Source organism: Pseudomonas sp. MWU318 (assembly GCF_016756945.1).
In the GTDB taxonomy this organism is placed as follows: Bacteria; Pseudomonadota; Gammaproteobacteria; order Pseudomonadales; family Pseudomonadaceae; genus Aquipseudomonas; species Aquipseudomonas putida_A.
Genome location: NZ_JAESJL010000013.1, coordinates 87,837 through 111,091, shown reverse-complemented (window position 1 = coordinate 111,091; position 23,255 = coordinate 87,837). Strand labels below are relative to the sequence as shown.

Here is a 23,255-nt window from a genome sequence, read left to right as displayed (position 1 = left end):
GATTGTGTTTAATGCCCGCCGACCACCATGTGCGTAAACGGCGCCACATACGCCTGCAAGGTGACAAGACCACCCACCAGCACCGCCAGCACGATCGAGTGGAAGAACACGTAGCGCAGAATCTCGCCCTCATGCCCATACCAGCGGGTGGCGGTGGAGGCGACCACGATTGATTGCGCGTCGACCATCTTGCCCATCACCCCGCCGGAACTGTTGGCTGCGGCCATCAGCACCGGGCTGATGCCCAGTTGTTCCGAGGTCACCCGTTGCAGTCCGCCGAACAGCACGTTCGAGGCCGTATCCGAGCCGGTCAACGCCACGCCGAGCCAGCCGAGCAGGGTGCCGAACATCGGGTAGAACACCCCGGTCGCGGCAAACGCCAGACCCATGGTGGCGTCCAGTCCGGAATAACGCGTGAGAAATCCCAGCGCCAGCATCGCCGCAATGGTGATCAGCGAAAAGCGCACCACCCACAACGTGCGCAGGTATTGCTTGATCAGTTGCGGGATCGAATAGCCCATCAGCAGCCCGCCGACAATTGCCGCCAGCAGGATGCCGCTGCCGGTGGCAGTGAACCAGGTGAACTTGTAGATCGCTTCCTCGGCTTTCGGCGCCGGCACCACCGGCGGGACTTTCTGCACTTGCAGGTGCAGGGTGGTGAAGGTCAGCGCTGGCGAGAAAATCGGGTTGGCCTCATTCAGCGGTTTGCCTTGCGCATCGAGTTTCACCGAATGGGTTACCGGATCCAGCGCCGGGCGCACGTCGAAGATGTTCTTGAAGCCCTGGGTGCCCCAGGCAAACACGAACACGGTGAGGATGATCCACGGCATCCACGCACGCATCACCGCCGGGCGCGCCTGATCGCGGAAGGCGCCGCTGGCGGTGACTGTTTCTTCCTCGACCCTGGAGTTGTCGACCCGCCCGGACAGGGCGGCTGAGGTGTACACCGTCGCCGGTTTCCAGACCCGCAGAAACAGGGTCAGGCAGGCCATGGAAATCAGCGCGGCGATCACGTCCACCAGCATCGGCCCGTGGTAGTTCGACACGAGGAATTGCGGCACCGCGAAGCTGACCCCGGCCACCAGAATCGCCGGCCAGATCTCCAGCATCTTGCGCCACCCGGCAAACGCCCAGATCAGCCAGAACGGCACCAGCACCGAGAAAAACGGCAGCTGTCGACCGACCATCATCGACAGCTCCATCTCGTCCAGCCCGGTGACCTTGGCCAGGGTGATGATCGGCGTGCCGAGGGCGCCGAACGCCACCGGGGCGGTGTTGGCAATCAACGCCAGCCCCGAGGCGGCCAAGGGCGAAAAACCGAGGCCGATCAGAATCGCCCCGGTCACCGCCACCGGTGTGCCGAACCCGGCCGCGCCTTCGAAAAACGCGCCGAAGCAGAACGCGATCAGCAGCAACTGCAAACGCCGGTCATCAGTGATCCGAGCGAGGGAGTCCTGCAGCACTTTGAATGAGCCGTTCTCGGTGGTCAGGCGATGCAGAAAGATGATGTTGAGCACGATCCAGCCGATCGGCAGCAAGCCATTGGCGGCGCCGAACAGCGCCGCCGAACCGGCCATGCTCGCCGGCATGCCGAAGGCGAAGATCGAGATGAGCAGGGCCGACGCCAACGCCAACAGAGCGGCCAGATGCGCCTTGACGTGAAAGAACGCCAGCGCCGCGAGCATCACCACCACCGGCACCGCAGCCATGAGCGTGGAGATCAACGGGTTGCCGAACGGGTCGTAAATTTGCTGCCAGACCATGGTCCACCTCTGCTTGTTGTTATCGAGGCGCAGATCCGTTGCGTGGGAGTCGCTAAGCAGCAGTATAGGTGGCATTTCGCCGCCGCCCGGATGCCGGCGGCGGGCCGATCAACGGTCGTGGTCGGGCAGTGAATCAAAGTCCTTTTGTCCGGTCGTATCAGCGGCTGCGCGCACTGCGTCCTGCAGGCGCGGGCAGTGACAGCCGTTCCGTGGTCAAGACCTTGGTGTTAGGGAAGTTTGAATGAAGCGTGCAACAACCTTGCTGTTGACGATATTCGCCGCTGTTTTGCTGGCTGGCTGTGTGGCGGACTTTGATGATCATCGCCACGGACGACATTACGAGCGTGATCACGGTCGCTATTACGACCATGACCGGCGTTGGGATGACCGCGACGATGGTCGTCGCGACGGGCGTCGTTACTATCGTGATCGCGACGACGACTGAGTAGAAATCAAAAGGGCGTTCCCGCAACGGGAACGCCCTCGCCGATTAAAAGTGAGCGCTCGCCCGGACGCTGGAATGCGCAGGCGCTGTGGCCTCGAGATCCAGCAAATGGGTGGCGAGTATGTCGCTCAGAAAGCGGAACTGATCGTTGATGCCGACCACTTCATTGCTGAAGTGATTGCTCGCGGCGGGCATCAGCACATCGTCGAAATCTTCGTTGAACAGCAGCGCCTGGGTCTTGCGCGAGACGACTTGCTGGTCGTAGTAGTTGCTGCCGAACACCGGGAAGCTCACGGAGAGGGTGATGGTGCGAATCATGATGGGTACTCCTCGTTGCGTCTCGGATGGGTCAATCGTGCCTTCGCCGGGCGGCGGGCGGAAGGCAATCGTGGCGATGGTGAATATCGACGGCGTTGATGGTTGAGAGGTGTGGTGGATTGACTGGCCTCATCGCTGGCAAGCCAGCTCCCACAGGTTTTTCGGGTGTTCATTGGATTCATGGCCACTGAAGATCTCTGTGGGAGCTGGCTTGCCAGCGATGGCGTCGGTACAGCCAACATCCTCGGAAACTGACACACCTATACTCAATGCTGTTTTCCTCCATTCAAGGACTCCACCACCGTGAACCTGCGTGCGCTGAGCCTCGCCGCACTGTGTCTGCTGGCTGGCTGTGCCTCCTCGGCGCGGGCCCCGGTGGCGCCGCGAGCAGTGGTGGTATCGGCGGCGACCTGGCAGCAGATCGATCGCGACATCGTCAGCGCCTCGCAGCAATCCACCGAGCAAGTCAAAGTATTTGCCCGTGGCTCGATGGAACATTGGCGCACTCGCGTCTATCAGCAAACTGAAGAAAATTTCATTCCGTGGTTCAGCAGCTACTGGACCCAGGAATGGCTGTCGATGAAGGTCAGTTGGTACACCATCAGTGCCGGCGGCGAGCAGGATGCGTCGGCCAAGCGCCTGGCGAGCTATCTGCTTGAGCAATATCAGGAAAGAGTGCTGGCACCGGTGGCGGTGGAGATCGATCCGGACGCGATCCTCGGTCAGGCCACGGCGTTCTACGCGCAACTGATGGCCCAGCAGATGCCGCTCATCGCCCAGCGTTACGGTGTGCCGGTGGCCCAGCTCAACGGGCGTCTGCAGAAAGTCCCGGCGATTGCCCTCGGGCCGCCGCCGGCGCGGGATGCGTCGCTCTATCAAATCATCAGCACCGAACCGCTGAACACCTTGCCGGCGTATGCCGCGCTGATCGACAAGATCCACACCGAAGGCGGTAGCAAGGGCATCGCTTCGACCGACGCCGGTATGGCCCCCGTGGCCAAACGCGCCAGTCAGCGGATGGAAGCGGAAATGGCTCCGCGTGGAGCGGCCAGTGCGGTGGCGGCTGCGGCTGGCAAGTTGGTCGGCGGGGTGATCTCGATCGGCGTGGCGGGCATCCGCGCGATCATCCAGGCCAACGACCGGCCCGACAGCGAAGCGCTGATTCGCAGCAGCCTGGGCAGCACGTTCGACAAGGCCTGGGCGAAATTGCTGCAGAACCCGACCACCGGGGTCATGGCCGGAACCCTGCATATCGCCGGGCAGGTCGAGGGCAGCCTTGGCGGGGGCGAACAACCGTCGGTCGGGCAGGGCGTGAATCGTGTCGAATGGCAGCCGCCGCAATCGACTACCCGGCAGATCGAACCCAACGTGCAAGGAGAGTGATCATGGCTTACATCGATATTTTTGTAGCACCCGTGCCGAATGCCAATCGCGAACAGTACAAAAAACACTGTGAGATCGCCGCGAAACTGTTCAAGGAATACGGAGCGAAGGAGGTGGTTCAGTGCTGGGGCGATGACGTGCCGGAAGGTAAAGTCACGTCATTCCCGATGGCGGTAAAACTCAAGGAAGGCGAGACGGTGTCGTCCGGCTGGCTGATCTGGCCCGACAAGGCCACCCGCGATGCCGGCATGGCGAAAATGATGGAAGACCCGCGCATGCAACCGGACGTCAACCCGATGGGGTTTGATGGTCAGCGCATGATTTTTGGTGGCTTTAAGAACCTTCTTGAATCCTGAAACTCACCAGATTCCGTGTAGGAGTGAGCCTGCTCGTGATGGCGGTGTGTCAGTCAGCGGGTTTGCAAAATGTGCCGGCCTCTTCGCGGGCAAGCCACGCTCCCACAGGGTTTTGCGGATGGCGACGATTATGGGCACGCCACAAATCCAGTGTGGGAGCGAGCCTGCTCGCGAAAGCGGCGTGTCAGGCAATGTGAGGCTGAATGTGCGGACGCTTTCGCGAGCAGGCTCGCTCCCACATGGGGTGGTGGTCACTCTGAAGAGGGGGTGATCCGGCAGCCTTTGCGGTTGCGAATCTGCTCGTCCGTGGGCCGTTCGCGGACGAATTCGAAACGCGGTTCACCTTCGCTGTAATGCACCAGCCAGCCCCATTCCAGCTCGGTTTCATCCTGCCCGGGGCTGGGTGGCCGGGCCCACCACGGTTCTTTGCTGAGGATCTCGCGCATGGCGACCTCCGGTTCGATGGCAATCCTTGAACTATAGCCGGCTGTCGCCAGTCGTCAGAGGAGCCTGTGTAGAATCGGCTGATCGACGAGCGAAGGAGTTGGCACATGACCGATGATGCGCGCAGGGATGAACCGTTCAAGCGACTGTTTTTTGCCCTCGACTGCCCACCGGCGCAGCGCAAGGCCATAGCTCAGTGGCGTGGCGATTTGGGGTTGCGCACCGGCAAAGCGGTGCCGGCGGATAACTTTCACCTGACGCTGCTGTTCCTCGGTGCCGTACCGCTGGCGCAGATCCATGAAGTCTGCGAAGCCGCTGGCAAGGTGCGCACGCCGGGTGAGCCGTTACGGATTGCGCTGGATCGTCTGCAGGTCTGGCATCGGGCCGGAATTCTGTCGCTGGCGCCGGAGCAGGCGCCGCCGGCGCTGTTGCGTCTGGTGTATGCGCTGGAGCAGGCGATGCTGCCGTTCGGCTTCGAAGAATCACCACGCGAGTTTCGCCCGCACCTGACCCTCGCCCGAGACTACCGTGCAACGGAGCCGGAAGCCGCCACGCCGCCGGAGTTTTTCCTGCGCGCCGAGCGTTTTGCCCTGTTTGAATCGCACAAGGGCCGCTACCGGATTCTGCAGGATTGGCCGCTGAATTGAGCGCAGAAAAAAAGGCGCCCGAGGGCGCCTGAAAATTCACCTGAGCCGAGGGAGCCAGGTGAGGCCGTTCATTGCAGGGTGCAGCGGTGGTAAGGCGCTGCGTGAACGGAAAAGCTACGCCACATCCCTGTGTAGGAGCTGCCGCAGGCTGCGATCTTTTGACTTTGTTTTTTAGACGCAAGATCAAAATATCGCAGCCTTCGGCAGCTCCTACAGGGGGCGGTGTCAGTTATTTACCGAGCTTCACCCGGGTCCAGCCGCGAGTCATGATTCGTTGCGTGGCAATCGGCTGATCCGGCACCGCATACAACGTCGCCATTACCGCCTGCGATGGATACGAACCCGGATCGTTGCGGATCGCTTCGTCCACCAGTGGCGTCGCCGCCGAGTTGGCGTTGCTGTAGCCGTTGCTGTTGGTGATCTCGGCGATGATGTCCGGGCGCATCAGGAAGTTCATGAACAGGTAGGCGTTCTCGACGTTCGCCGCATCGCGCGGGATCGCGACCATGTCATAGAAACTGCCGGCACCTTCCTTCGGAATGCTGTAATCGATCTGCACTTTGTTGCCGGCTTCCACCGCGCGGGCCTTCGCCTGCAGCACGTCACCGGAGTAACCGACCGCCACGCAGATATTGCCGTTGGCCAGGTCCGAGATGTACTTCGAGGAATGGAAGTACGCCACGTACGGGCGGATCTTCATGAACAGTGCTTCGGCTTCGAGGATGTGCGCCTTGTCCTTGTCGTTCACCGGGTAGCCCAGATAGTGCAGGGCGGCCGGGATCATTTCAGTCGGCGAATCGAGGAAGCTGATGCCACAGGCTTTCAGCTTCTCGGCGTTTTCCGGCTTGAACAGCAAGTCCCAGGAGTTGGTCGGAGCCTTGGCGCCGAGCACTTCCTTGACCTTGTCCGGGTTGTAGCCGATGCCGATCGAACCCCACATGTACGGGAACGCATGGGCGTTGTCCGGATCACTGGCGGCAGCGTTTTTCAGCAGCACCGGGTTGAGATTTTTCCAGTTCGACAACTTGGTTTTGTCGAGCGGCTGATAGACCCCGGCCTTGATCTGCTTGGCCAGGAAACTGTTGGACGGCACGACGATGTCGTAGCCTGATTTGCCCGCCAGCAAACGCGCCTCAAGGGTTTCGTTGCTGTCGAACACGTCGTAGGTCACCTGGATACCGGTCTCGTCTTCGAACTTCTTGACGGTGTCCGGCGCGATGTAATCGGACCAGTTGTAAACACGCAGCACCTTGTCGTTGGCCTGGACGCCCGTGGCGATTGCGCCCATTAAGGACAGTGTCAGCAGAGTCCTGCCAAACATTTTCATCGGTGAAACTCCATTTTTTTTATTCAAAAACACAAACCGGGTGTACGTAAAACCTGTGGCGAGGGAGCTTGCTGTGGTGAGGGGATTTATCCCCGATCGGCTGCGAAGCAGTCGCCAAACCATTGCATGCGGTGTTCCTGTTACACCGCAAGTGCTTGGTTTGGGGCCGCTTCGCGACCCATCGGGGATGAATCCCCTCGCCACAGTGTTCATCGGTGTTGCTTAGGCGGTGGCTGCGCGCTGAGGCTGCCACGCCTCATTCGCCGTCTGATCCATCGCTTCCTGAATCGCCTTCTTGCGGTTCGCTTCTGCCTTGCGGCCGAAGTACCAGACCAGGAAGGTCACCAGCGACACCGCGAGCAGAATCAGGCTGGCCACGGCGTTGATCTCAGGCTTCACGCCCAGGCGCACCGCCGAGAACACTTCCATCGGCAGCGTGGTCGAACCCGGGCCGGAGACGAAGCTCGCCAGCACCAGGTCGTCCAGCGACAGGGCGAACGACATCATCCCGCCCGCTGCCAGCGACGGCGCGATCATCGGAATGGTGATCAGGAAAAACACCTTGAACGGCTTGGCCCCCAGATCCATCGCGGCTTCTTCGATCGACAGATCCAGCTCCCGCAGGCGGGCGGAGACTACCACCGCCACATAGGCGGCACAAAACGTGGTGTGGGCGATCCAGATGGTGACAATGCCACGCTCCTGCGGCCAGCCGATCAACTGCGCCATCGCCACGAACAGCAGCAACAGCGACAGACCGGTGATCACCTCGGGCATCACCAACGGCGCGGTGACGAGACCGCCAAACAGCGTGCGACCCTTGAAGCGCGTGACCCGCGTCAGGACGAACGCGGCGAGGGTGCCCAGTGCGACGGCAGCAATCGCGGTGTAGCAGGCGATTTCCAGCGAGCGCACCACCGAGCCCATCAGTTGCGTGTTGTCGAGCAGGCCGACGTACCACTTCACCGACCAGCCGCCCCACACCGTCACCAGTTTTGAGGCGTTGAACGAGTAGATCACCAGAATCAGCATCGGCAGATAAATGAACATCAGGCCGAAGATCAACATGAACTTGGAAAAACCGAAGCGTTTCATCCCCGTGCCTCCATCTCTTTGGCCTGACTGCGGTTGAACAGCAGAATCGGCACAATCAGGATCAACAGCATCACCACCGCCAGCGCAGACGCCACTGGCCAGTCGCGGTTATTGAAGAACTCTTGCCACAGCACGCGACCGATCATCAGCGTCTCCGGGCCACCCAGCAGTTCCGGAATCACGAACTCGCCGACCACCGGAATGAACACCAGCATGCAGCCGGCGATGATGCCGTTCTTGGCCAGCGGCACGGTGATTTTCCAGAAGTTGTTGAAGTTGCTCGAACCCAGATCCGAGGCGGCTTCCAGCAGGCTGCCATCGTGCTTCACCAGGTTGGCGTACAGCGGCAACACCATGAATGGCAGGTAGGCATACACCACCCCGATATACACCGCGGTGTTGGTGTTGAGGATCTCGATCGGGTGATCGGTGAGCCCGGTCCACATCAGAAACGCATTGAGCAGACCGTTGTTGCTGAGGATGCCCATCCACGCGTAAACACGGATCAGGATCGCGGTCCAGGTCGGCATCATGATCAACAGCAGCAGGACGTTTTGCGCTTCCTTGCTCGCCTTGGTGATTGCGTAGGCCATCGGGAAACCGATCACCAGGCACATCAGTGTGCTCAGTGCCGCGACCTTCAGCGAACCGAGGTAGGCCGACAGGTACAGCTCGTCTTCGCCGAGCATGGTGTAGTTGCCGATGTTGAGCATCAGCTGGAATTTCTGTTCGGCGTAGGTGTAGATCTCCGAGTACGGCGGGATCGACAGCGCGGCTTCCGAGAAGCTGATCTTCATCACCAGGAAGAACGGCAACATGAAGAACAGGAACAGCCAGATGAACGGGATGCCGATGACGAATTTTCGCCCGCTGGGCACCAGGCGCAGGAATTGCTGATTGAAGGTTCTCATGAGCGCAGTACCACGCCGCTGTCGTCTTCCCACCAGACGTAGACCTTGTCGTCCCAGGTCGGACGCGCGCCACGGCGTTCGGCGTTGGCCATGAACGACTGGACGATCTTGCCGCCCGGCAGCTCGACGTAGAACACCGAGTGGCCGCCGAGGTAGGCGATGTCATGCACCTTGCCTTCGGACCAGTTGTAGCGGGTCTCTGGCTTGAGCGTACTGACGAGCATTTTTTCCGGACGGATCGCGTAGGTGATCGACTTGTCCTGCACCGACGTGCTGACGCCGTGGCCGACGTAGATCTTCTGCTGCAGGTCCGGGCTGTGGATGATCGCGTGACCTTCAAGGTCTTCCACTACGGTGCCGTCGAAGGCGTTCACGTTACCGATGAATTCGCAGACCATGCGGCTGACCGGCGCTTCATAGATGTCGACCGGGCTGCCGATCTGGGCGATCCAGCCGAGGTGCATGATCGCGATGCGCTCGGCCATGGTCATGGCCTCTTCCTGGTCGTGGGTCACCATCACGCAGGTCACGCCGACGCGCTCGATGATCTCGACCAGTTCCAGTTGCATCTGCGAACGCAGTTTTTTATCCAGCGCGCCCATCGGTTCGTCGAGCAGCAACAGCTTCGGACGTTTCGCCAGGGAGCGGGCGAGGGCGACGCGCTGGCGCTGACCGCCGGACAACTGATGGGGTTTGCGTTTGGCGTATTGGGTCATGTGCACCAGGCGCAGCATCTCTTCGACGCGGGCGTCGATTTCGCTGGCCGGCAAACGGTCCTGCTTGAGGCCGAAGGCGATGTTCTGCGCCACAGTCATGTGCGGGAACAGCGCGTAGGACTGGAACATCATGTTGATCGGCCGCTCGTACGGCGGCATGTCGGTGATGTCCACACCGTCGAGCAGAATCCGCCCTTCAGTTGGCCGCTCGAAACCGGCGAGCATGCGCAGCAGTGTCGATTTGCCCGAACCGGAGCCGCCGAGCAGGGCGAAGATTTCGCCCTGATGGATCTCCAGGGACACATCATCCACGGCCGTGGTTTCGTCGAACTTCTTGGTGACACGATCGACTTTCACCAGAACCTTTTTCGGTTGCTGGTGGCCTTCAAGTGCCTTCCGGTAAGTGCTGGAGGCGTTTGCCATGTGAAACTCCCAACAGGTTTCGTTCGCTCGGCCAACGTGGCCGGGCTTAAGTGGATTGCAAGCCAGGGAAAACTGTCCTCGCCACACACGGCCCCTGTAGGAGCTGCCGAAGGCTGCGATCTTTTGATCCTGATTCTGAAAAACAAAATCAAAAGATCGCAGCCTTCGGCAGCTCCTACAGTGGGTCGCATTGGCTGCGGGTTACCCTGACCTGGTCGGCGCCGCCGTCCTGGCTGCCTGGGTCGTACTTGTTGTTATTACGGTTTGTTGTTTTCACGGATGACGGATGCGCACACGCGCAACCGCCGACCCCGTGGGGGCAGTAAACAGTTTTGAAATCCTGGGTGGTGTCAGCGCTGGCTGCGACGCGTCGCCCGTTGCCGGCAAGCCTCACCGAACGCCTGGAAAATCTTCAGGTAGTTCGGGTTGTCCAGCACTTGCCATTCCGGGTGCCATTGCACGCCGAGGGCGAAGGTCGGACTGTGCTCGACCGAGATCGCCTCGATCAGGCCATCCGGCGCCACCGCTTCGGCACGCAGGCCGGGCGCGAGGCGGTCGATGCCCTGGCTGTGAATCGAGTTGACCTGGAACTCGCCCGGCAACGCTAGCGCTTCGAACACGCCGCCCGCCAACACGCTCACGGCATGCGCTGGTGCGTATTGCACGGCCACGTCCGGGCTGTCGGCTTCACGGTGATCGAGCATGCCCGGCAGCTCGTGCACTTTCTGGTGCAGGCTGCCGCCGAAGGCCACGTTCATTTCCTGGAAGCCACGGCAGATGCCGAGTACCGGAACGCCCGCCGCAATGGCTGCACGCAATAAAGGAAGGGTGGTGGCGTCCCGCGCCGGATCGTGATCCGTACCGGGTTCGCTGGCCGGGCCTTGATAGTGGAAGGGCTCCACGTTCGAGGGTGAGCCGGTCAGCAACAGACCGTCGAGCTGACCGAGCAGGTCTTCGATTTCAGTCAGTTTGCCAAGGGAAGGAATGACCACTGGAAGACCCTGAGCGCCAACGCTGACAGCACGTACGTACTTGTCGCCGCTGATGTGATAGGGGTGCAGGCCAATCTGTTTGACGCACGCAGTAACGCCGATCAATGGCTTGAATGCCATTTTTATTCACCTCGAAGTTTGACACTTGAACGAGCTTTTCCGGAGCTTAGCCTCGTTGATTTTAATTAACAACTGCCATGTAAAAAATTCTAAACGCCGTTCATCCAATCTTCATGATTCCAGGCCTTGCGGCGCCTGCATTGGCACGTGAGTGTTAAAAAAAGCCCGAAAAATAAACGCTGAGCGGCCAGGTGTTCGCTATTGACTTCACTTTGCCTTTCGGATTGACTGGCTCGGCGAAACAGCGGTGAACATAATAATTAACAGCTAAATAGGTGCATCATGTCGGTCCCTCTGCGTGCCGTTCAACTCAACGAAGCAAACGCATTCCTTAAGAAACATCCTGAGGTTTTGTACGTCGACCTTCTGATTGCAGACATGAACGGTGTGGTGCGCGGCAAGCGCATCGAGCGCACCAGTCTTCACAAGGTTTACGAGAAAGGCATCAACCTGCCGGCCTCGCTCTTCGCCCTCGACATCAATGGCTCCACGGTGGAAAGCACCGGCCTGGGCCTGGACATCGGCGACGCCGACCGCATCTGCTACCCGATCCCGGGCACCCTGAGCATCGAGCCGTGGCAGAAGCGCCCTACCGCACAACTGCTGATGACCATGCACGAGATCGAGGGCGAGCCGTTCTTCGCCGATCCGCGTGAAGTGCTGGCCAACGTGGTGCGCAAGTTCGATGAACTGGGCCTGACCATCTGCGCCGCGTTCGAACTGGAGTTCTACCTGATCGACCAGGACAACGTGAACGGCCGTCCGCAGTCGCCACGTTCGCCGGTGTCCGGCAAGCGTCCGGTATCGACTCAGGTGTACCTGATCGACGATCTCGACGAATACGTCGACTGCCTGCAAGACATCCTCGAAGGCGCGAAAGAGCAGGGCATTCCGGCTGACGCGATCGTCAAAGAAAGCGCCCCGGCGCAGTTCGAAGTCAACCTGCATCACGTCTCCGACCCGATCAAGGCTTGCGACTACGCGGTGCTGCTCAAGCGTCTGGTGAAGAACATCGCCTACGACCACGAGATGGACACCACCTTCATGGCCAAGCCGTATCCGGGCCAGGCGGGCAACGGTCTGCACGTACATATTTCGATTCTGGACAAAGAAGGCAACAACATCTTCGCCAGCGAGGATCCCGAGCAGAACGCCGCGCTGCGACACGCGATCGGCGGTGTGCTGGAGACCCTGCCTGCGCAAATGGCGTTCCTCTGCCCGAACGTCAATTCTTACCGCCGCTTCGGCGCGCAGTTCTACGTGCCGAATTCGCCGAGCTGGGGCATCGACAACCGTACCGTTGCAGTCCGTGTACCGACCGGTTCGGCTGACGCCGTGCGCATCGAGCACCGCGTGGCCGGTGCCGACGCCAACCCGTACCTGCTGATGGCTTCGGTACTGGCCGGCATTCACCACGGCCTGACCAACCAGATCGAGCCGGGCGCGCCGGTTGAAGGCAACAGCTACGAGCAGAACGAACAGAGCCTGCCGAACAACCTGCGCGACGCATTGCGTGAGCTGGACGACAGCGAAGTCATGGCCAAGTACATCGACCCGATGTACATCGACGTGTTCGTCGCGTGCAAGGAAAGCGAGCTGGCCGAGTTCGAGAACTCGATCTCCGACCTTGAGTACAACTGGTATCTGCATACGGTGTAACGACCATCCGCCGTAATGGCTGGTGACGGTCTCACCACCATTCCCTGTAGGAGCTGCCGAAGGCTGCGATCTTTTGACTTTGATTTTTAGAAGCAAGATCAAAAGATCGCAGCCTGCGGCAGCTCCTACAGGGGGCGGAGTACCAGATATCCCCCAATCCCCTTGTCGAGCCACAACAATGACAACCACACGCAACGACTGGGAACAACGCTTCCAGTCCCTGAGCATCGAATCCCGCGCGTTCATCAACGGTGAATATCGCCCGGCGATCAGCGGCGCCACCTTTGAATGCCTGAGCCCCGTCGACGGCCGTTTTCTCGCCTCCGTGGCCAGCACCGATGAAGCCGACGCCAACCTCGCCGTCGAAGTCGCACGCCAGTCGTTCAACTCCGGCGTGTGGGCGCACAAGGCCCCGGCCGAGCGCAAACGCATCCTGATCCGCTTCGCCGATCTGATCCTGCAACACCAGGAAGAACTGGCGCTGCTGGAAACCCTCGACATGGGTAAACCGATCAGCGACTCGATGAGCATCGATATCCCGGCGACCGCCAACGCGATCCGCTGGAGCGCCGAAGCAATCGACAAGATCTACGACGAAGTCGCCGCCACCCCGCACGATCAACTCGGTCTGGTGACCCGCGAGCCATCCGGCGTAGTCGCCGCGATCGTGCCGTGGAACTTCCCGCTGATCATGGCCAGCTGGAAATTCGCCCCGGCCCTGGCCGCCGGCAACTCGTTTATTCTCAAACCATCGGAAAAGTCGCCGCTGACCGCGATCCGCATCGCTCAATTGGCGCTGGACGCGGGCATTCCGAAAGGCGTGTTCAACGTGTTGCCGGGTTTCGGTCACACCGTTGGCAAGGCGCTGGCGCTGCACATGGACGTCGACGTGCTGGCCTTCACCGGCTCCACGGCGATTGCCAAACAACTGATGATTTATGCCGGCCAGAGCAACATGAAACGCGTCTGGCTCGAAGCCGGTGGCAAGAGCCCGAACGTGGTGTTTGCCGACGCCCCGGACTTGCGCGCGGCAGCTCAGGCAGCAGCCGGCGCCATTGCTTTCAATCAGGGCGAAGTCTGCACCGCCGGTTCGCGTCTGTTGGTTGAGCGTTCGATCCGCGAGCAATTCATTCCGCTGTTGGTGGAAGCGCTGCAAGCGTGGAAACCGGGGCACGCCCTCGACCCGGCGACCACCGTCGGTGCCGTTGTGGATCAGCGTCAACTGGAAAACGTGCTGCGCTACATCAGCATCGGTCGCGAGCAGGGCGCCGAGCTGATTGCCGGCGGCCAGCGCACCCTCGAAGAAACCGGTGGCCTCTATGTGCAACCGGCGATCTTCGACGGCGTGACCAACGCCATGACCATCGCCCGCGAAGAAATCTTCGGCCCGGTGCTGTCGCTGATCACCTTCGACACCGTTGAAGAAGCGCTGCAGATCGCCAACGACAGCATCTTCGGCCTCGCTGCTGGTGTCTGGACCAGCAACCTGAGCAAGGCGCACACCTTCGCCCGTGGCCTGCGGGCCGGCAGCGTCTGGGTCAACCAGTACGACGGCGGCGACATGACCGCACCGTTCGGCGGCTTCAAACAGTCGGGCAACGGTCGCGACAAATCGCTGCACGCGTTCGACAAGTACACCGAGCTGAAAGCGACCTGGATCAAGCTCTGATTTTCTACAGCGGTGGTCGCCCTTGATGGGCGACCCTCGGAGAACAATAAAATGAAGCAACAACACGTCAACAGCTACTACGCCGCCACGCGCAACGAAGTCATCGACTTCCCGACCCTTGAAGAGTCGGTCGAGTGCGATGTCTGCATCATTGGTGCCGGCTACACCGGCCTGTCCTCGGCGCTGTTCCTCACCGAGGCCGGCTACAAAGTCACGGTGCTGGAAGCGGCGAAAGTCGGCTACGGCGCCAGCGGTCGCAACGGCGGGCAACTGGTCAACTCCTACAGCCGCGACGTCGATGTGATCGAAGAACGCTACGGCGACAAGACGGCGGAAATCCTCGGCAGCATGATCTTCGAAGGCGCCGATATCATCCGTTCGCGGATCAAGGAATACGACATCAAATGCGACTACCGCCCGGGCGGCATTTTCGCAGCGATGAACAAGAAACAGCTCAACGGCCTGGCCGAGCAGAAGCGCAGTTGGGAACGTTACGGCAACAAGAGCCTGAAGATGCTCGATGCCGCTGACATCCGTCGCGAAATCGGCTCCGACGCCTATGTTGGCGGCCTGCTGGATCTGCAGGGCGGCCACGTTCACCCGCTGAACCTCGCTCTCGGTGAAGCCGCGGCCATCGTGCGTCTGGGCGGCAAGATTTACGAGCAATCGGCAGCCGTGGAAATCAAGTACGGCGAGCCGAATGTCGTGCGCACCGCCAAAGGCCAGGTGCGTGCCAAGTATCTGCTGATCGCCGGCAACGCCTACCTGCCGCAAGGTCTGGACAACCGCGTGACCGCGAAAAGCATGCCGTGCGGCTCGCAGATCGTCGTCACCGAACCGCTGACCGAGAAGCAGGCGCGCAGCCTGATCACCAACAACTATTGCGTGGAAGACTGCAACTACCTGCTGGATTACTACCGTCTGACGGCCGATAACCGTCTGCTGTACGGCGGCGGCGTGGTTTACGGCGCGCGCGAGCCGGATGACATCGAACAACTGATCCGGCCGAAGATCCTCAAGACCTTCCCGCAGCTCAAGGACGTGAAAATCGACTACCGCTGGACCGGCAACTTCCTGCTGACCATGTCACGCATGCCGCAATTCGGCCGCATCGAGAAAAACGCCTACTACATGCAAGGCTACAGCGGTCACGGCGTCACTTGCTCGCACCTGGCCGGCAAACTGATTTCGGAAATGATCCGTGGCGACGCCGAACGCTTCGACGCCTTCGCCTCCCTGCCACACATGCCAATGATCGGCGGCCGCACCTTCTCCGCCCCATTGACCGCCCTCGGCGCCGTCTACTACTCGCTGCGCGACCGCTTCGGCATCTAGTTACCTCCCCGGCGGCGGTCCCCAAGACCCCGCCGGTTTTTTACCTTAAACACCAAGGTGCCCACTGTAAGAGTGAGCCTGCTCGCGATGGCGCCAGTACAGGCACCATCACTCCCACAGAAACACTGCAAACCCTGTGGGAGCTGGCTTGCCAGCGATGACTCCCTGACAACCGCCACAAAGCCAACTGATACAAAAGAGATCCAACTGTGGGAGCGAGCCTGCTCGCGAAGAGGCCATATCAGCCAACCTCCATGTCGTCTGACACTCCGCTTTCGCGAGCAGGCTCGCTCCCGCAGTGACTGTATTACCAAGGCAACAAGGACTTTTGCTGCACCGTCCATCGAACCTGCTGAGCAACATCTGCAAACGTGATTTAATAGCCGCCTTTCACGGTTCCGGGACACGGGAGCAACGTGATCCGCGCCCTCGGCGCGTCACCCGCCACCCACCCCCATCGCCCTTAAGTCGTTCTCACATAAGGCTGTCATGGATACGGGTTCTCGACTCAAACTAGTACGCGAAAGCTACAAACTCTCCCAGCGCGAGCTGGCCCGGCGTAGCGGCGTGACCAATGCCACCATCTCCCTGATCGAACAGAATCGCGTCAGTCCTTCCGTCAGCTCGCTGAAAAAGCTGCTCGAGGGCATCCCGATGTCCCTGGCCGACTTCTTCACCTTCGACCAGCCCCCGCGCGAACACCAATACGTCTTCCGCGCCAACGAACAACCCGATCTGGGCCGCCACGGCCTGCGCCTGCTGCTGATCGGCGCCTCGGTCCCCAGCCGCCAGATGCGCTTGCTGCGCGAGCAATACGCACCGGGCGCGAGTTCCGGGGAAGAGCCGATTGTTCACTCGGAAGGTGAGGAGTGTGGGTTGGTGACGCGCGGCACCGTGGAGTTGACGGTGGATGGGTCGGTGAGTGTGTTGAATGCGGGGGATGGGTATTACTTTCCGACGACGCTGCCGCATAAGTTCCGGAATATAGGGGCGGATGAGGCTGAGATTATTAGTGCGAATACGCCTGCGAATTTTTGATTCGTACAACTGCAGCGCGTGATTATAATTTTATGTTTAAAGTAAAAGCCGGCGTGCAAATACTGCCGGCAAATTTTTTCGTAGCTACTACAATGGATGGTTTCTTGCTGTCGGCTAATTGCCTCTAGATTATATTTTTTAGACGTCTTTTATTTTTAAGTTTACATGCGCTTCCGTGGACTGATCGCTAAATAGACTTTATTGTTTTTATCATTATTTTTACCGGAGGAGCCGGATGTTTGATCAGGCCGCGAGCAGGTCCGTCTGCAATGAAAATATTTGCTAAAAGGGATACTAATGCGCCTAGTAATACATACCCATAAAGAACCTGCGTGATTATTACGCATTGGGCTGTCCAACTGCCTGGGGATGCTGACATGTCACCATAGCCTAATGTTGTCATCGTAACTATGGAGAAATAAAGAGATTGTACGGGTTGGTGCGTGCTTAGACCTTTGATGAGTCCTGGAAAGAGAAAATATATTGAGGCGAAAAATATGGAGGCGATTAGGAAGGCATAGATAACATGTCTTGCTGATCTTCCATAGTCGGAGTGTAACCAGAATGTTCTCACCAGAAAGCTTTTAAGGTGTCCTTGATCTCTATACCAATCTATCCAGTTGTGTCGGCGATTGCAGTATTGTAGTGATTGTTTAAGGCCGCACGAAAATGTCGAGTTTTCGAAAGTGCTAGATCTGAAATCAGTGTTTTTAGATATGTTAAATAAATCGAAATAGGTGGCATTGTTAAATTTCGCTCTGTTGAACGATGCTCCGCACATGTTTCGTCGTTGCTCTTTTTTTTTAAAAAAGGGTTGCGTCCGCCACCCATGAATTTTGCACTCTCCACATTTGCCATCGTAAATAATGCTTCATAAAAGTCGCATTCATAAAATTCAGTTTTTCTGAAATTTGCTTGATGTAAGTTTGCCCGAGAAAAGTTTACAAGTACAAATGTTGCGCTTGTGAAATTTGTTTTTATGCAGGTGCTTTCTGAAAATAAACAGTTTGAAATTTTAGCGTTTCGAAAGTTTGCTTTTGAAAGGTGTACCTCTGAGAAGTCGATTGTATCAATTTTTGAGTTTTCTAAGTTTGCGGCGTAAAGATCTGCGCCTTTGCCTTTTTTGTTCGTGAGTAAAATGGATGTTAACGTGAGCCCGCTTAAGTCAGCTCCACGAAGCTTTATAATGTCATCACTAATAGATACGAAGTCGTTCCACTCGCTAAAGTCTTCTTTTTGTGCACATCTAAGCAATAGTTCGTAATGAGATTTGTTAGGGGTTTCTACGGTTTCATCTGTCATGTTGTCTTCCATGTTTTTGCTTTTTTTTGGTGTGCGGTTATAGATTTTGAATATTGTTTTCGATTTTCGTGGCGTACGCCCAAATGAAAGCGGCGGGAACCGTCCAGAAAAAAATTATCATAAATAAGTTAGTTATGGAGGTTGTTGCTGGGAGTTCTGGGGAGCATGCAAGTATGTATAAAGGAACTGCAAGTAGCATTTGAAATATAACAATTAGAAAAGAGTTGCCGTGTTCTCTCATGTGTCTGTAGGATTCGATGTATTCGGCGTGTTTGGGCTCTTTTCTCTTGTCTATGATTGCTGTGTAAAATGTTATTGCTATACTCCAACTGCCACTTATAATTCTTGTAACGATTTGCAGTTGGAGTAATACAAGTATTAGGTATGCGGTTAGTGCTCCGGTTTCTGCATTGCTTATTTTATTGGTTGAGGAAAGAAAAGCGGGTATTCCTATTGATATTGTGAGTAGCGATAGGATGCGTATTGATGCTCCCTTATAAGGTGTGGGATTCACAGCGCTTTTGAATATTAAGGCTCGACCCGCATGCATTACTAGAATTGGCGCGCTCGCAATGTAGCAATATGTCAGACCATATATCGCAAGCAGTGTGAGGTGAGCTACTCCGAAGTCTTTAGCCTCTGTGGGCATGAATAGAAGTTTTTTTAAGTTGCTGTTTTGTGAAAATAAAAAATATACGATCATTGCACCAATTACAGTTCCTTGTGCATATCTTATTCCGTAAAATTCCCACCAGTTTTTTTCAGAATTATTGCTCATTTTAATATCCGTTTTTCGGCTGACTAATGATCGCTTGTGTTCTTGCTGAAAAGGTGAGAGGTTGACAGCTTTATTTGTGTGGCGTTTTGTAGATCTGTCACCTTTAAGTTTCGTACTTTAACTACCATGTAAGGCTTTTGTTCTTGGCTTCAAAATTTTTCTTATACATCATCCATATAGTGCTGTAATTACACATGTCAATTTTCTCGCAGTAGTCATGAATCACTGCGTTCATTATTTTTCGATCTGTGGCTTTAGTCGCTTCTTTGAAGGAGTCAAGATTCTTCTTTTCCATCATGCGAAGAGTGCTTTCCTGACACATGTCGATTTTTTCGCAGTAGTCCTTCCTCACCGTTGCGGTGATGGAATCAATGACCTGTTGTTTCTGTGCCTCTGAACCGTCGAAATCCATCGGATTGAGAATTGTCGCGGCGGAACAAGAAAATGAGCTGAAGAATGTGAGAATGCAGAGCAATTTTTTCATGGAGATATCCTTTCCTCGTCTACTGTTGCCGTGATTGTCGCTGATCAGGATCGAAGATCCTCAGTACACCGTTCAATGCCGGATATCAGAGTGCCACTAAGTTTTTGTCAGTGGAAGACTTTGAGACCAAAGTCGCTAGCCGGCGGAGCGTCAGCCGATTTTGCGACTGAGTTTTCTACTCCGATCCATCCAAAGGACTAAAAAACCGCGATATCGCGGTTTTTTATGGTTTCAAAGGGGGGGCAGAACGCTTGGGTCAGGATTCGATTGCTCGTTGCCCAATTACCCGAAATACGTCTCTCACGTCCTGCACCAGGATTCTCGCGATCGTGGTGATGGTGCTGATGTCGTGTTCGGAATGGTCGGGGAGGCTGGTGCACGCCATGAGATCTAGATACTTGAGGACTGCCTCAAGGCGTTCGGATGCACAGGCATGTAGGTCACTTAAGGGGGCTTCGGCATTAATCAGCAGGACAGGGTGATCCGAAGCCGGATAGGACATGTCAGCGCAGTAGTAGAGCGGTTTTTTGTTCGCCATGGTGCTAATCCTTTAATGAGGAGAATTGCCACCGTCCTGCTGCGAAACAAAATGGGTGGCAGCTATGCGCGGGTTCGCAGACCGGAGGATTAACACCAAGACCCGGCAGACCCGAAAGTCTCCCACGCACAACCGCCATAAAAATTGCGCAGCCGGGAGTCGGCCGTGCCAGACGGAACAGGGTGTCAATCTTAAGGGCTGCGAAACCCTATCGCCAAATTCGTTCAGCGACAGACCCACTCTAGGTACCGATTCCCATCGTCGCAATCAGACTGTAGGACGTGAGATCACCACGTGTGGGCAGCGCTTTAGCTCCCGGTCAGCGGCGCAACCCTTGTAAATCAAGGGCTGCGGAGTAGCAGGGGAAATTGACTCGCCATGTTTCGACCCACTTCGCAGCCCCACAAGAACAACCTCCCTCACCACGCGGAGTAATTTCCTACGGCGCTTTCAGATCAAAAAAATCATCACACATTCCAACCCCGGAACTTTCCCCAAAACCGATGTCAATTTGATGGCGTGTCGCGACGCTCATTCATCGGTTCAAGCAGTGCCAGGCTGGTTCCTGGTCAACCAAGGAAGTGTGTGATGAGACTATTACTCGCAATGTTGTTGATGTTCAGCGGCTACAGCTTTGCCAGTTGCGGCAACATTGATGACCACGATCAGCGTGCCTATTGCAATGCAAGGGAGAGCGGTAGCAGTTGCGGCAATATCGATAATCACGATTTGCGGGCGGCGTGTAACGCGGAGATGGGCGGCAGTTCCTGCGGCAACATTGACGACCATGACCAGCGCGCCTACTGCAACGCCAAAAAGAGCGGCAGCAGTTGCGGCAATATCGATGATCACGACTTGCGTGCGCGGTGCAACGCGGAGCAGGGCGGCAGTTCTTGCGGGAACATCGATGACCATGATCAACGAGCTTATTGCAATGCCACGACCGGCGGCGGTAGTTGCGGAAATATTGGCGACCATGACCTGCGCACCCGGTGCGAAGCCATGAAACGTTGAAGCAATAAATCGCTCAGTGATTGCATCAAGCAGAGCCAGGCTGCTTCCTGGCAACCCAGGGAAATGCGCAATGAAACGAATGCTTGCAACGTTGTTGATGTTTGCTTTTGCAGGGCAAGCATTTGCTGGCTGTATGGGGATCGCTGATCAGGATCAACGGCGCTATTGCGAAGCCAAATCGGAAGGAGGCAGTTGCAACGGTATCAACAATCAAGATCTGCGCAGAGCCTGCGAGGCGGAAACGGGGGGCGGCAGTTGCAACGGCATCGATAATCAGGATCAGCGCCGTTATTGCGAGGCTAAGACTCGCGGTGGCAGTTGCAATGGTATCAACAGTCAGGACTTACGAAGAATGTGCGAGGCAGAAACGGGTGGCGCCAGTTGCAACGGTATCGATAATCAGGATCAGCGCCGGTTCTGTGAGGCCAAGACAAATGGTGGCAGCTGCAACGGAATCGGTAGCCAGGACTTGCGTGCTCAGTGCGAAGCGATGAAGCGCTGATTCTTGCAGGTTAGATCGATTTGATGGCATTGCGATATCAGTGATAGAGTCCCGGGCCAATTTTTCAAGGAAGACCATCTGTGCTAAGCAAACGTCTTTTTACCGGTGCAGCATTACTTACCGTAAGCATCTCTGCTCAAGCCGGCATCTCCAAGGCCGAATATTTGAAAGGCTGCAATATCCTGGAAAATGCTGCAATGGTCGTCATGCAAGCGCGACAGGAGGGTGCTCCCATGGCGACGCTTTGGGAAATCTCCGAAAAAAATGATAATAAGTTCATCGCCAAGATGTACCAGAAGCTTATTCAAGACGCATTTGAAGAGCCGCGACGAGAAACTGAAGAGCAGCAAAAGGTTGCGACTACGGAATTCCAGAACAAATATTTCGCTGCATGCTTGGTCAGTACGCCAAAAGAATAAAAGCAAGTGAAAAGGTGACTGAATCATTCAAATGATTCGTCGCTTTTTGGATTTGTGTTGACGCATCGCAACTCTCATTGAGTGGATCAAGCAGAGCCAGGCTGTTTCCTGGCAATCCAGGGAAGTGTGAGATGAAACTTATTCTTGCGATGTTGTTGCTGTTCAGCGGCTACGTTTCCGCCAGTTGTTCCAGCATCAGTGATCACGACAAGCGCAGTTATTGCCAGGCCAGGCAGGAAGGCAGCAGCTGTTCTTCCATCGGTGACCACGACCTGCGTTCGGCCTGCGAAGCGGAGAAAGGCAGTTCGTGTTCAAGCATCGGCGATCATGACCAGCGTGCTTATTGCGAGGCCAAAAAGGGTAGTAGTTGTTCGTCCATTGGCGACCATGACATGCGCTCGGCCTGCGAAGCGGAGAAAGGCAGTTCTTGTTCAAGCATTGGTGATCATGACCAACGTGCCTTTTGTGAAGCGAAGAAAGGCAGTAGTTGTTCGTCCATCAGCGATCATGATCTGCGCAGTCAGTGCGAAGCCATGAAGCGCTGATCCGTCGGCCTGAATCCAAACGCAAAAAGGGACACCCAACGGTGTCCCTTTTTTCTGGGCGGCTGAAACGCAATTCCCGGACTGCCCAGTCAAACTTTTCACTTGTCACAACCCGGTTCATCGCCAAAGGTTCCCCCCATCGACACCACGTCGTAGACTGCGAAACAAGTTGTAACGCCTCACCCACGGACGGAACCGCGCATGATCGAAATCGGCAGCCGCAACAACGCCCCCACGCCGCAGCACCCCACTCAAGACATCTACATCTTCAGCATTGACTTGTCCCGACCGGCGACGCCGTTCTGTTTCGAGCAATCGATTGGCGGCGGGCATGCCAATCAGGGCGGGGCGCGGTGGTTGGCGCTGGATGAGCTGGACGCGTGGCCCGGCGAGTGGCGTGAGCATCTGCAGAAAGCCGATTGTGCGTGGGTGGCGCAGGTGATCGATGCGCATCCGGGGGCGGATCAGGCGATATTGGTTTCCGTGATTCTTGAACAACATTCCCAGCCAGTGGGGCGCTTGAAAACAATCGGCAACTGGCTCAAACGCAACATTCATGTCGGCGGCCGTTACGGCGTTTAACCCACGGAGACTTCCATGACTCAGACCCTAGAGCGCGCTATCGCCATCGCCGCCACCGCCCACACCGGGCAGGTCGACAAGGGTGGTGCGCCGTACATTCTGCATCCGCTGAAAGTCATGTTGCGCATGACCACGCTGGAAGAGCGCATCGTCGCCGTGCTGCACGATGTGGTCGAGGATTGCGGCATCAGCCTCGATGATTTGCGCAAGGAAGGTTTCAGTGAAGACGTTTTGCGCGCTATTGAATCCGTGACCAAAGTGCCGGGCGAGTCCTATGAGGATTTCGTCGAGCGCGCGGCGCAGAACCCGATTGGTCGGGTGGTGAAACTGGCGGATCTGGAAGAGAACAGCGACCTGTCGCGGATCGCCTCGCCGAGTTGGGAGGATCTGGAGCGGGTCGAGAAATACCGCCGCGCGATCGGGCGGTTGCGCACGTAAGAACGAATCCCC

General features: G+C 57.1%; 27 protein-coding genes. 14 read left to right on the top strand and 13 right to left on the bottom strand.

The window, feature by feature from the left end; all coding sequences use genetic code 11:
* Positions 1-8 precede the first annotated feature (8 nt).
* Positions 9-1,763 carry an L-lactate permease gene (locus tag JN524_RS25045; protein WP_202371076.1) on the bottom strand — a complete coding sequence of 585 codons (1,755 nt, stop codon included), beginning with the start codon at positions 1,761-1,763 and terminating at the stop codon, positions 9-11.
* 241 nt (positions 1,764-2,004) lie between these two features.
* Between JN524_RS25045 and JN524_RS25040 the strand changes: the two genes are divergently transcribed.
* The gene (locus JN524_RS25040; RefSeq protein WP_202371075.1) at positions 2,005-2,208 is read left to right on the top strand and encodes a hypothetical protein; all 204 of its coding nucleotides are present in this window, start codon (positions 2,005-2,007) and stop codon (positions 2,206-2,208) included.
* 45 nt (positions 2,209-2,253) lie between these two features.
* Here JN524_RS25040 and JN524_RS25035 read toward each other — a convergent pair whose 3' ends face one another.
* Entirely contained in the window at positions 2,254-2,526 is a 273-nt protein-coding gene (locus JN524_RS25035; protein ID WP_003226119.1) for a hypothetical protein, read from the bottom strand.
* A 303-nt stretch (positions 2,527-2,829) separates the two neighbouring features.
* Here JN524_RS25035 and JN524_RS25030 point away from each other — a divergent pair, with 303 nt between their 5' ends.
* Both JN524_RS25030 and JN524_RS25025 read left to right on the top strand, forming a co-directional pair.
* Positions 2,830-3,909 (top strand): hypothetical protein, encoded by a 1,080-nt coding sequence (locus JN524_RS25030; protein WP_202371074.1) that lies wholly within the window; start codon positions 2,830-2,832, stop codon positions 3,907-3,909.
* A 2-nt stretch (positions 3,910-3,911) separates the two neighbouring features.
* The gene (locus tag JN524_RS25025; RefSeq protein ID WP_202371073.1) at positions 3,912-4,265 is read left to right on the top strand and encodes a DUF1428 domain-containing protein; all 354 of its coding nucleotides are present in this window, start codon (positions 3,912-3,914) and stop codon (positions 4,263-4,265) included.
* A gap of 251 nt (positions 4,266-4,516) precedes the next feature.
* Here the strand turns inward: JN524_RS25025 and JN524_RS25020 are convergent, their stop codons facing one another.
* The gene (locus JN524_RS25020) at positions 4,517-4,711 is read right to left on the bottom strand and encodes a hypothetical protein (protein ID WP_202371072.1); all 195 of its coding nucleotides are present in this window, start codon (positions 4,709-4,711) and stop codon (positions 4,517-4,519) included.
* A gap of 105 nt (positions 4,712-4,816) precedes the next feature.
* Between JN524_RS25020 and thpR the strand changes: the two genes are divergently transcribed.
* Positions 4,817-5,356, top strand: coding sequence for an RNA 2',3'-cyclic phosphodiesterase (thpR, locus tag JN524_RS25015; RefSeq protein WP_202371071.1), 540 nt, complete (start codon positions 4,817-4,819; stop codon positions 5,354-5,356).
* Between the two features lie 229 nt (positions 5,357-5,585).
* Here the strand turns inward: thpR and JN524_RS25010 are convergent, their stop codons facing one another.
* The 5 genes from JN524_RS25010 to JN524_RS24990 all read right to left on the bottom strand — a co-directional run bounded on the left by JN524_RS25010 (position 5,586) and on the right by JN524_RS24990 (position 10,940).
* Complete coding sequence (locus JN524_RS25010; RefSeq protein ID WP_202371070.1) at positions 5,586-6,683, bottom strand: polyamine ABC transporter substrate-binding protein; 1,098 nt, start codon at positions 6,681-6,683, stop codon at positions 5,586-5,588.
* A gap of 222 nt (positions 6,684-6,905) precedes the next feature.
* Positions 6,906-7,778 carry an ABC transporter permease subunit gene (locus JN524_RS25005; RefSeq protein WP_103367711.1) on the bottom strand — a complete coding sequence of 291 codons (873 nt, stop codon included), beginning with the start codon at positions 7,776-7,778 and terminating at the stop codon, positions 6,906-6,908.
* Entirely contained in the window at positions 7,775-8,656 is an 882-nt protein-coding gene (locus JN524_RS25000; protein ID WP_171061872.1) for an ABC transporter permease subunit, read from the bottom strand. Before JN524_RS25000 ends, JN524_RS25005 begins: the two co-directional genes overlap by 4 nt.
* Positions 8,657-8,685: 29 nt before the next feature.
* Entirely contained in the window at positions 8,686-9,828 is a 1,143-nt protein-coding gene (gene potA / locus JN524_RS24995) for a polyamine ABC transporter ATP-binding protein (protein WP_041073459.1), read from the bottom strand.
* 350 nt (positions 9,829-10,178) lie between these two features.
* On the bottom strand, positions 10,179-10,940 hold the full coding sequence (locus JN524_RS24990; RefSeq protein ID WP_135296113.1) for a gamma-glutamyl-gamma-aminobutyrate hydrolase family protein: 762 nt from the start codon (positions 10,938-10,940) through the stop codon (positions 10,179-10,181).
* A gap of 282 nt (positions 10,941-11,222) precedes the next feature.
* Between JN524_RS24990 and JN524_RS24985 the strand changes: the two genes are divergently transcribed.
* The 4 genes from JN524_RS24985 (at position 11,223) to JN524_RS24970 (ending at position 16,641) form a co-directional block, all read left to right on the top strand.
* Positions 11,223-12,599, top strand: coding sequence for a glutamine synthetase family protein (locus JN524_RS24985; protein ID WP_027611689.1), 1,377 nt, complete (start codon positions 11,223-11,225; stop codon positions 12,597-12,599).
* A 178-nt stretch (positions 12,600-12,777) separates the two neighbouring features.
* Complete coding sequence (locus tag JN524_RS24980; protein ID WP_202371069.1) at positions 12,778-14,268, top strand: aldehyde dehydrogenase; 1,491 nt, start codon at positions 12,778-12,780, stop codon at positions 14,266-14,268.
* A gap of 51 nt (positions 14,269-14,319) precedes the next feature.
* The gene (locus tag JN524_RS24975; RefSeq protein ID WP_202371068.1) at positions 14,320-15,603 is read left to right on the top strand and encodes an NAD(P)/FAD-dependent oxidoreductase; all 1,284 of its coding nucleotides are present in this window, start codon (positions 14,320-14,322) and stop codon (positions 15,601-15,603) included.
* Positions 15,604-16,092: 489 nt separating this feature from the next.
* Positions 16,093-16,641, top strand: coding sequence for a cupin domain-containing protein (locus JN524_RS24970; protein ID WP_042558757.1), 549 nt, complete (start codon positions 16,093-16,095; stop codon positions 16,639-16,641).
* 187 nt (positions 16,642-16,828) lie between these two features.
* On the opposite strand, the gene JN524_RS27605 is transcribed toward JN524_RS24970, so the two are convergent.
* The 5 genes from JN524_RS27605 to JN524_RS24945 form a co-directional block, all read right to left on the bottom strand.
* The gene (locus tag JN524_RS27605; RefSeq protein ID WP_202371067.1) at positions 16,829-17,215 is read right to left on the bottom strand and encodes a potassium channel family protein; all 387 of its coding nucleotides are present in this window, start codon (positions 17,213-17,215) and stop codon (positions 16,829-16,831) included.
* A 38-nt stretch (positions 17,216-17,253) separates the two neighbouring features.
* Entirely contained in the window at positions 17,254-17,943 is a 690-nt protein-coding gene (locus JN524_RS24960) for a pentapeptide repeat-containing protein (protein WP_202371066.1), read from the bottom strand.
* A gap of 37 nt (positions 17,944-17,980) precedes the next feature.
* On the bottom strand, positions 17,981-18,721 hold the full coding sequence (locus tag JN524_RS24955; protein ID WP_202371065.1) for a hypothetical protein: 741 nt from the start codon (positions 18,719-18,721) through the stop codon (positions 17,981-17,983).
* A gap of 121 nt (positions 18,722-18,842) precedes the next feature.
* Positions 18,843-19,205, bottom strand: a complete 363-nt coding sequence (locus tag JN524_RS24950; RefSeq protein WP_169429849.1) for a hypothetical protein — start codon at positions 19,203-19,205, stop codon at positions 18,843-18,845.
* A 256-nt stretch (positions 19,206-19,461) separates the two neighbouring features.
* A complete protein-coding gene (locus tag JN524_RS24945; RefSeq protein WP_103386517.1) occupies positions 19,462-19,743 on the bottom strand; it encodes a fructose-bisphosphate aldolase in 282 nt (93 codons plus the stop codon).
* A gap of 588 nt (positions 19,744-20,331) precedes the next feature.
* On the opposite strand from JN524_RS24945, the gene JN524_RS27295 reads away from it, so the two are divergent.
* The 6 genes from JN524_RS27295 (at position 20,332) to JN524_RS24915 (ending at position 23,243) form a co-directional block, all read left to right on the top strand.
* Positions 20,332-20,757: a hypothetical protein gene (locus tag JN524_RS27295; RefSeq protein ID WP_237403166.1), complete on the top strand. Its 426-nt coding sequence runs from the start codon at positions 20,332-20,334 to the stop codon at positions 20,755-20,757.
* 70 nt (positions 20,758-20,827) lie between these two features.
* Positions 20,828-21,259 carry a hypothetical protein gene (locus JN524_RS24935; protein WP_041073442.1) on the top strand — a complete coding sequence of 144 codons (432 nt, stop codon included), beginning with the start codon at positions 20,828-20,830 and terminating at the stop codon, positions 21,257-21,259.
* An 80-nt stretch (positions 21,260-21,339) separates the two neighbouring features.
* Positions 21,340-21,678, top strand: a complete 339-nt coding sequence (locus JN524_RS24930) for a hypothetical protein (protein WP_041073440.1) — start codon at positions 21,340-21,342, stop codon at positions 21,676-21,678.
* A 131-nt stretch (positions 21,679-21,809) separates the two neighbouring features.
* On the top strand, positions 21,810-22,223 hold the full coding sequence (locus tag JN524_RS24925) for a hypothetical protein (RefSeq protein ID WP_202371063.1): 414 nt from the start codon (positions 21,810-21,812) through the stop codon (positions 22,221-22,223).
* Between the two features lie 201 nt (positions 22,224-22,424).
* Positions 22,425-22,805 (top strand): hypothetical protein, encoded by a 381-nt coding sequence (locus JN524_RS24920; protein ID WP_202371062.1) that lies wholly within the window; start codon positions 22,425-22,427, stop codon positions 22,803-22,805.
* Between the two features lie 15 nt (positions 22,806-22,820).
* The gene (locus JN524_RS24915) at positions 22,821-23,243 is read left to right on the top strand and encodes an HD domain-containing protein (protein WP_202371061.1); all 423 of its coding nucleotides are present in this window, start codon (positions 22,821-22,823) and stop codon (positions 23,241-23,243) included.
* Positions 23,244-23,255: the final 12 nt, after the last annotated feature.